Origin of the sequence: Salipiger sp. PrR007, from assembly GCF_010499845.1 — a bacterium.
Classification (GTDB): domain Bacteria; phylum Pseudomonadota; class Alphaproteobacteria; order Rhodobacterales; family Rhodobacteraceae; genus Salipiger; species Salipiger pacificus_A.
Window position 1 is genome coordinate 1 of record NZ_JAAGOZ010000059.1, and the last position, 6,681, is coordinate 6,681.

General features: G+C 60.2%; 7 protein-coding genes. 3 read left to right on the plus strand and 4 right to left on the minus strand.

The annotated features are described in order from the left end of the window. On the minus strand, nucleotides 1-473 hold a 473-nt coding region (locus tag G0Q01_RS20780; protein WP_203595111.1), incomplete at its 3' end, for a lysylphosphatidylglycerol synthase domain-containing protein. Between the two features lie 420 nt (nucleotides 474-893). Here G0Q01_RS20780 and G0Q01_RS20785 point away from each other — a divergent pair. Next, on the plus strand, nucleotides 894-1,859 hold the full coding sequence (locus tag G0Q01_RS20785; RefSeq protein ID WP_164213827.1) for a calcium/sodium antiporter: 966 nt from the start codon (nucleotides 894-896) through the stop codon (nucleotides 1,857-1,859). 176 nt (nucleotides 1,860-2,035) lie between these two features. On the opposite strand, the gene G0Q01_RS20790 is transcribed toward G0Q01_RS20785, so the two are convergent. Then, the gene (locus G0Q01_RS20790) at nucleotides 2,036-2,419 is read right to left on the minus strand and encodes a hypothetical protein (RefSeq protein WP_164213828.1); all 384 of its coding nucleotides are present in this window, start codon (nucleotides 2,417-2,419) and stop codon (nucleotides 2,036-2,038) included. Between the two features lie 672 nt (nucleotides 2,420-3,091). Continuing rightward, on the minus strand, nucleotides 3,092-3,283 hold the full coding sequence (locus G0Q01_RS20795) for a hypothetical protein (protein ID WP_164213829.1): 192 nt from the start codon (nucleotides 3,281-3,283) through the stop codon (nucleotides 3,092-3,094). 352 nt (nucleotides 3,284-3,635) lie between these two features. On the opposite strand from G0Q01_RS20795, the gene G0Q01_RS20800 reads away from it, so the two are divergent. Continuing rightward, entirely contained in the window at nucleotides 3,636-4,898 is a 1,263-nt protein-coding gene (locus G0Q01_RS20800; RefSeq protein WP_164213830.1) for a hypothetical protein, read from the plus strand. A gap of 614 nt (nucleotides 4,899-5,512) precedes the next feature. Further along, on the plus strand, nucleotides 5,513-5,950 hold the full coding sequence (locus G0Q01_RS20805; RefSeq protein WP_164213831.1) for a c-type cytochrome: 438 nt from the start codon (nucleotides 5,513-5,515) through the stop codon (nucleotides 5,948-5,950). A gap of 121 nt (nucleotides 5,951-6,071) precedes the next feature. Here the strand turns inward: G0Q01_RS20805 and G0Q01_RS20810 are convergent. Beyond that, nucleotides 6,072-6,681, minus strand: a 610-nt coding sequence (locus G0Q01_RS20810; RefSeq protein WP_235940300.1) for an IS5 family transposase, incomplete at its 5' end; no start/stop codon positions are given.

Below are 6,681 nucleotides of genomic sequence, written 5' to 3' on the forward strand. Positions count from 1 at the left end.
AGAAACTGAAACAACGGCGCGGCGGTGAAGATCAACAACATGGCGAGGACGGTGCGGATCGTAGTTGCGGCGGCCGACGCGCCAACGGCGACGCCGTGGCGGCGAAGATACCAGACTTGGGCGAAGCCGCCGCCGGTCGCGAGCGGTGTTACATTCGAAACCAGAATATTGATGAAAACCAATGGGAAAATTTCATGGACCCTGATCCTCGCCCCAATCGTACGTAGGACGAAGTAGAGACGAAGGCCGTCGGCTAGGAAGTAGACGATCAGAAATCCGAGGATTGCCACGACGGTCTGTGGCTGAACCAGCCTATTGTCAAAACTCGGGATCGTCCCTCCAAAGATCGCCGACACCGCGGTGAAGCCGATGGCTGTCAATCCAACGAAAAGCAACACGGAGACGATCCAGGCGCTCGGCCGTCCCAAGAGCCGCCCCTCTTCCTCGGAGCGCGGTTTCTCGTCCTGTTGCACTGAAGCTTCCTTGTATCGATCTTGTGCAGATATTCCGGCACCTTGTTGATGGCAACGCCGCGCCCTTGCAATCGCTTGGGGCGACTCCCTATTTCCAGTCACATGCAAGCCGCGCATGACGCTTTTCATGCTGCGAGGGAGGGGGACGTTGAGCGTGCTCACGATAGACGGAGCCCCGGTGGCCTGGGGGTCCTTTTCGAAGGTTAAACCCACGGGAGCGCTACGCGTTTCTGCTAGGGATTTTGTGACTACCCAGACGCGCGCCTCAAGACCAACTTCATCGACGCGCGCATGTCGTGAGAACCCGCGGGCTCGTGGCCCTCGCAACATACCCACTCCAATTGGCTCCCGAAGAGACTGCGCCGGAATTGCGGGACGGAAACTTCGAGCGCCCCAGCAGGCGTTAATTAAGGAAAACAAATGACACATGACTTGCTCCTGGTGGCCGCCGGCCTCGTACTTCTATTCGTTGGCGGCGAAGGGCTGGTCCGCGGCTCAGTGGCGCTTGCCGAGAGATTCGGAATCTCGAAACTCCTCATCGGACTTGTCATTGTCGGTTTCGGGACCTCAACGCCGGAGCTGCTGGTGTCGGTCAATGCCGCGCTCGACGGCGCCCCGGAGATTGCGCTTGGCAACGTCGTCGGCTCGAACATCGCCAATATTCTCTTGATCGTGGGCGTCGCGGCGTTGATCCTGCCCATTTCCGGATGGCAACGCACGGCGGTCAGGGAAGCCCTGATTGCGACGTTGGTTGCACTCGTGGTGGTTGGGCTAACGCAGGGCGAGGTTATCAACCGGGTGGAAGGCCTGGCCATGCTGGTGGTGCTCGCCGGTTACCTGGCGTCCAGCGTGTGGCTGGAACGGCGCGACCGCGAGGCCACGACATTTGAACATGGGGCTGAGGAGTTCGAAGACATCCCTCTGTCGCGCCCCTGGCTTCCTCCTGTTCTGGCACTGGGTGGGATCGGCGCCCTCGTCTATGGCGCGGACCTTCTCGTTGAAGGCTCGGTCAACATCGCGCGCTCCTTTGGCGTGCCTGACGCAGTGATCGGCCTTTCCCTGGTTGCAGTCGGGACCTCCTTGCCGGAGTTGGCGACTGCCATTGTTGCTGCAGTCCGCAAACACACCGATGTCGTTCTTGGCAACGTGATTGGCTCGAACATCTTTAACATCCTTGCCATCTTGGGCGTCACCGTGGTGATCCAGCCCATAGAGGTCACCGCCAGGTTTCGCGAAATCGACACACCGGTGATGCTTGGCGCCAGTATTCTGCTTCTTGCACTTCTCTTTGCGACCACGCGGATTTCGCGGCTTTGGGGCGCAACGATGTTGGTGGCCTATGCCGCCTACATGGTCTTCCTCTTCTCCAGCGGGATGACAAGTTGATCCAAGGCGTTAGACTCGTGAAGCCTAAGGTTTTCGAAGAGCACCTTGTGATCCGCGCAGACGTGGCACTAGGATGCAGAAGACGCAGGGCCTGTTCCTCGTGTCGTCTTCACAGCACCCAACGGGACCAACCGTAGCGACCAATGCCCGGCCTCTGTGCCGGGCATTTTCTTGCCTCAGTCATCCAGGGTCGCATCGATTTCAATCATCGTTCGGTTCTTCTGGCCCCGGTTCGGGACAGCGATCTGGGCATTGTTAATGCCTTTTCCGGAAAAGGAGAGCTGGAGAGCATCCAAATCTACTTGGGGCTCACGCACGGTGTAGCCCGCCGCCAGCAACGCGATCCGCCAAGACCCCAGGAGTTCGTCCGCATCTTCGGTTGTCGCGAGCCGAAGCAGCCGCATCGAAGAGCCAATCTCGCGCGAGGTCACAACTTCCGTGTCTTCCGGGAGGTCGAGTGCGTGAGGCAGCCAATCCGGTCCGGAAACCTCGGCGTGGACCTCAGCCGCTGTGGAAGACATAAGTACCCAAGCCGCTAATAGTGCCGTGAGTTTAGACATCTCAGCTCCGATGACTCGCGTTGAACGCGTTTATAAGATGATACACCAGCTACGATCGAAGGAGCGTGAGTCGGGAGGTTGAAATGCCAGTCGTTCCCTACCACGCGACAAATCTAGGCAGAACGGAGGGCTGCTCGGATATCGCCGTAGCCAATCGAGTGCCGCCATCCGAGCGCGTCCGACGTTGTCTGGCTTTACTGGGTAGCGCCACCGCTACGGCCACCTCCCCGACCAACAGCGCGAGGAGTTGGGTGCCACGAACGGTCTCGGCATCAATGCCGGATTACTCTCCCCGAACTCGATTGCGAATCTTCTTTAGCTGCACGACATGCTCGGCGTCTTTGTCCACGAGACCTGTGATGGTTTCGGACGAAGGCTGCGACGCTGCTTGGTCCTATGGACATCCATTCTGAATTTCCCGCAACACGCGCTCGGTTCGAGAGATTTCCTCGTTGACCCAGATCTCGAAATCTTTTGTCGCGGTCATCTTCTGCCCCCGTGAGCTCTGTATGCGAATGTTCGCGGCGATATCTGCTCGCTAGGTCATTCGATTGGAACGCGGCAGGATGGCGCGTGGGCTTGCTGCCTCAGGTCGGAAGTCTCGCGATGTGCGTCAATGAGGAAACCGGCGCATCGGCAAATGCCAATCGTGGCAGCTGCCCGCAGCGTTGCTCAGGTCGCGAAGCCAAAGGTCACCAGGGCTGCAACGACGATGAGGAGGCCACCAAAATAGACGAGGGCGGCTTGGCGGAGCGTGAGGCCGACCGGTCCTTGATCAGCGTCTGTGTCCGCGCGCGCGCTCGGGTCTTCCAGCTGCGTGGTGCCGGCGTCTGCGTCTGCCATGTTGCTGCCGCGTGGGTCCATTTCCAGTCTCTGCCACCTGAGGTGCCCGTTTACAGGCGCGTACAGGCGCGCCGCGTGCGATCCCTGCGGTGACATGGGGAGCGCGCATGGCCAAGACAAGGAGCGCGTATCGCCTTTTTTGGATGCCGCCCGAAAGGCTGTCCTTGGGAGAGGGCGGGGCGGCTGCTGTTGACCATATGTGCCGAGAATAGTGTCGGTTAGCGGAGCTGGCACTCCTGCTTGCGGAAATTCATTGAAACCCTATCTTCCCGCCACTGCAAGCTTTGCGATGTCAGAGGAGGGGGTCTTGGACGTGGGGTCAGATTTTTCAACATGCCGACTGGAGGAAACGCCTCATCGGCGTGCGTCTCGAGTGGACCTCAAATTCCGCCGTGAAGGGTATGAGAACGCTTTTGACGCAACCACGCTCTGGTTCGATGCCGTCTGGCACGACGGTCTCGTTACACTCGTCTGCCCGCGCCTGAACAACCTCGCCACCCTCTTCAAGCGCGGCAAAGTCACGCTAGACGCGGAAGAGGCAAAGCCTAACGTCAGGACGTTCTACCGCCATAGCACGGTATCCTTGAAATGCCCTTTGCCTCCCGTCCGGATCAGCTTGGACATCGACGGATTCCGGCTCGAAACGCCGGTCCGGATCGCGACGCCTGAGAGGTTTCGCGGCAGAAACACGATCGTCACCATGTCCAAGAACAATGACCTTCGTTGGATCGAAGACTTCGCGGGTTTTCATGCGCGTACCCAAGGGGCTGAGAGCATCCTCTTTATCGACAATGGCTCCACGACTTACGCGGTGAGCGAGATCCAAGGCGTGCTGGAGCGTGCTGGGCTCGATGCGCTCGTGCTGAGCACCGAGTTGCCCTTTGGTCCGAGAGGTCTCAAGCCCTACAGCAACAGCGAGCTCTACCTGCAAACCTGCGCGCTGAATGCCGTGCGGCTGCGTTACCTGCAGGAAGCCCGTGCGGTGCTGTTTTGCGATATCGACGAGCTGGTCTTGTCGCGGGGTGCCGAGACAGTTTTCGATGCCGCGGCGCGGTCACCGTTTGGCTACACCCGCTTCAGCGGGACATGGCGGTACGCCGCCGATGTTGGGGGTGCAGCCCTAGTGCGCCATGCAGATCACATCTTCCGCAAACCGGCGGAAACATCCTGCCCGCACAAATGGTGTGTTCGGCCTGGCGGCCCGGTCGGTCACGCACAGTGGCGACCGCACACGCTTGAGGGCTTCCCGTTCAATTGGATGTTTGACAGCAAAGACTTCACGTTCCACCACTGCCGACAGATCACGACCGGCTGGAAACGAAACACGGCCCTCAGCGAGCAGCTCCATCTCGTCGAGGACGTTTCGGCCGCAGACCTCGCGGGGCGCCGACGGCAAGATGTCATCCGCTCGCGCGCGAGCGACGCGCCTTTGCGGCGCTTGCTTGGAAAGGGCGCCGAGACCGCATCGAGATATTTCTTCGGCCTCTCGGTGGTCCGGCAGCTGGCAACAGCGGCGTTCATGCTGTGCTGCTTCAGCATCGTGCTTGAGGAGGCTCTGGACAATGACCCTCCCGGGCGTGAGATCGCGGCCCTCTTGGCGACCGTGCAGCGGGTTTCCGAGATCGATCCATTTTAAGTCCGCGTCAGGATGCGGATCTCCGTAGGCACCGACGTCCGTCCAAGAGGTCATCCGGATGCGAAAGGGCCTTTTCGATCAGGTGCCTAAAGGCCCGAAGAAAGAGGCCCGGCAGTTGGCCGGGCCAGTTCAGAAGCAAACGGGGAGCCTGCTTCCAAGAGCTTTGACAGGGTGTGTCTCGGCGTTTGACGTTAGGCGCGCGAGGGGGCCGATGTCCATACGCGGATTTCGCAAAGGCCATCATTTAAGGACTGAGAGGTCTCCGATCAAATCCTCCACCGGGTCGAGAAGGTCGAGGTCTCGCAAGCCACAATATCGCCACGAGGGTATGCTGAAGGGGCGCTGCAACTTGGAGGCATGTAGACCATGCTGAACGCTGATCATGACCTTGGCGCGTACCTTCATTTCGCGACTGATCTTGGGAGGCCTTGCGTCGGCCTTGGCGGACGTCGGCAAGCTTTACCTGTGCACCCCCAAGGTGCATTGCATAGAGCCGCTGGACGCACATGTGGATGAATTGACGACAATGCTCCAGCAGGTGAAAGCGCTGGAACGCGCGGCGGCAGCGCGGCGTCGAACTCTTCGGACCTCGGGCACGAACCACAAATAGCTTTATGAAGACAGACAACTTTGTCATTCTCGCGCTGCTTTTCCTTGCTTTGATGGGCGCAGCGATCGGGTTCGCCTGGGAGGCGACGCGAGACACCACGCGGGCAGCAGCGCTTTACCTTGATCAATGCGCCTCTTGCCATGGCCGCGCCCTCGAGGGGCAAAGCGGCTGGCGGCAAGCAATGTTCGACAGTCGCTCGGCTGCGCCACCCCTGAACGGGACCGGGCACGCGTCTCTTCACTCGGATGACATGCTCCTGCGCACGATGATGCGCAAGGCGTGGCCGGGGGTGGGGCACACTGGGCCCCAAGTTGGCGCGAAATACCCAGACGAGGAATTCCAGGAGCTTCTTGCATGGATCAAGACCCACTGGCCGAAGCGAGAACTGAGTTACCAGCAGAACTTGACGGAATGGGCAGAAGAGCGAACCGGCCCCCGCTAGGTGCTGAGCGGCTAGGCTACCATCGCACGGGGGAGGAAATGGGACAAACCGCGCTGGGAAGCAACGCGGCTCTGTTGCACAAATCGGCTTAAGGCCGTGGTTCCCCTTTCCCCGGACGGACTTATCCCACAGCTTCCGTGACGGGTATTCCGAGCGCGGTGTAACCGTTCAGGACGGCGATGCGGACCTGGAGTTCGGTGACCTGTCGGTCGAAGTCCCGTGCCATGAGCCGCTGGCCCAGCAACTTGATACAATGCATCTTTGTCTCGACGCGGCTTCGGCGGTGGTATCCACTCCATCGTCGCCAGAGCGCGCGCCCCAGGTATTTCGCCGCGCGCAGGGCCTCATTTCGCGCCACGGCTCCGGCGGTGATCGTCTTCCGGGGCTTCGCGTTCTTGCGGGGCGGGATGACGGCATGGGCACCGCGATCTGCAATCGCATCGTGGCATTTGCGCGTGTCGTAGGCGCCATCAGCCGTAACGCTACCGATTTCCTGGTCCTGCGGGATTTGGTCGAGAAGGCGGGGTAGGATGGGCACATCACCGATGTGGCTCCCGGTGACTTCGACGGCCCGGAACTCCAACGTTTCTTCATCGATCCCAAGGTGGAGCTTGTGAACCGCCCCGGGTTTGCCGGAGGCTCCAACTCCTGAGTAGGATGGAGCACCATGAGCAAGACCACGAACAAATTTTCCCCTGAAGTCCGCGAGCGCGCGGTGCGGATGGTTCTCG

What these genes read in the sequence shown, in the direction of transcription:
- G0Q01_RS20785 (WP_164213827.1), top strand. Translation starts at nt 894, where the DNA reads ATGACACATGACTTGCTCCTGGTGGCCGCCGGCCTCGTACTTCTATTC.
- G0Q01_RS20790 (WP_164213828.1), bottom strand. Translation starts at nt 2,419, where the DNA reads ATGTCTAAACTCACGGCACTATTAGCGGCTTGGGTACTTATGTCTTCC.
- G0Q01_RS20795 (WP_164213829.1), bottom strand. Translation starts at nt 3,283, where the DNA reads ATGGACCCACGCGGCAGCAACATGGCAGACGCAGACGCCGGCACCACG.
- G0Q01_RS20805 (WP_164213831.1), top strand. Translation starts at nt 5,513, where the DNA reads ATGAAGACAGACAACTTTGTCATTCTCGCGCTGCTTTTCCTTGCTTTG.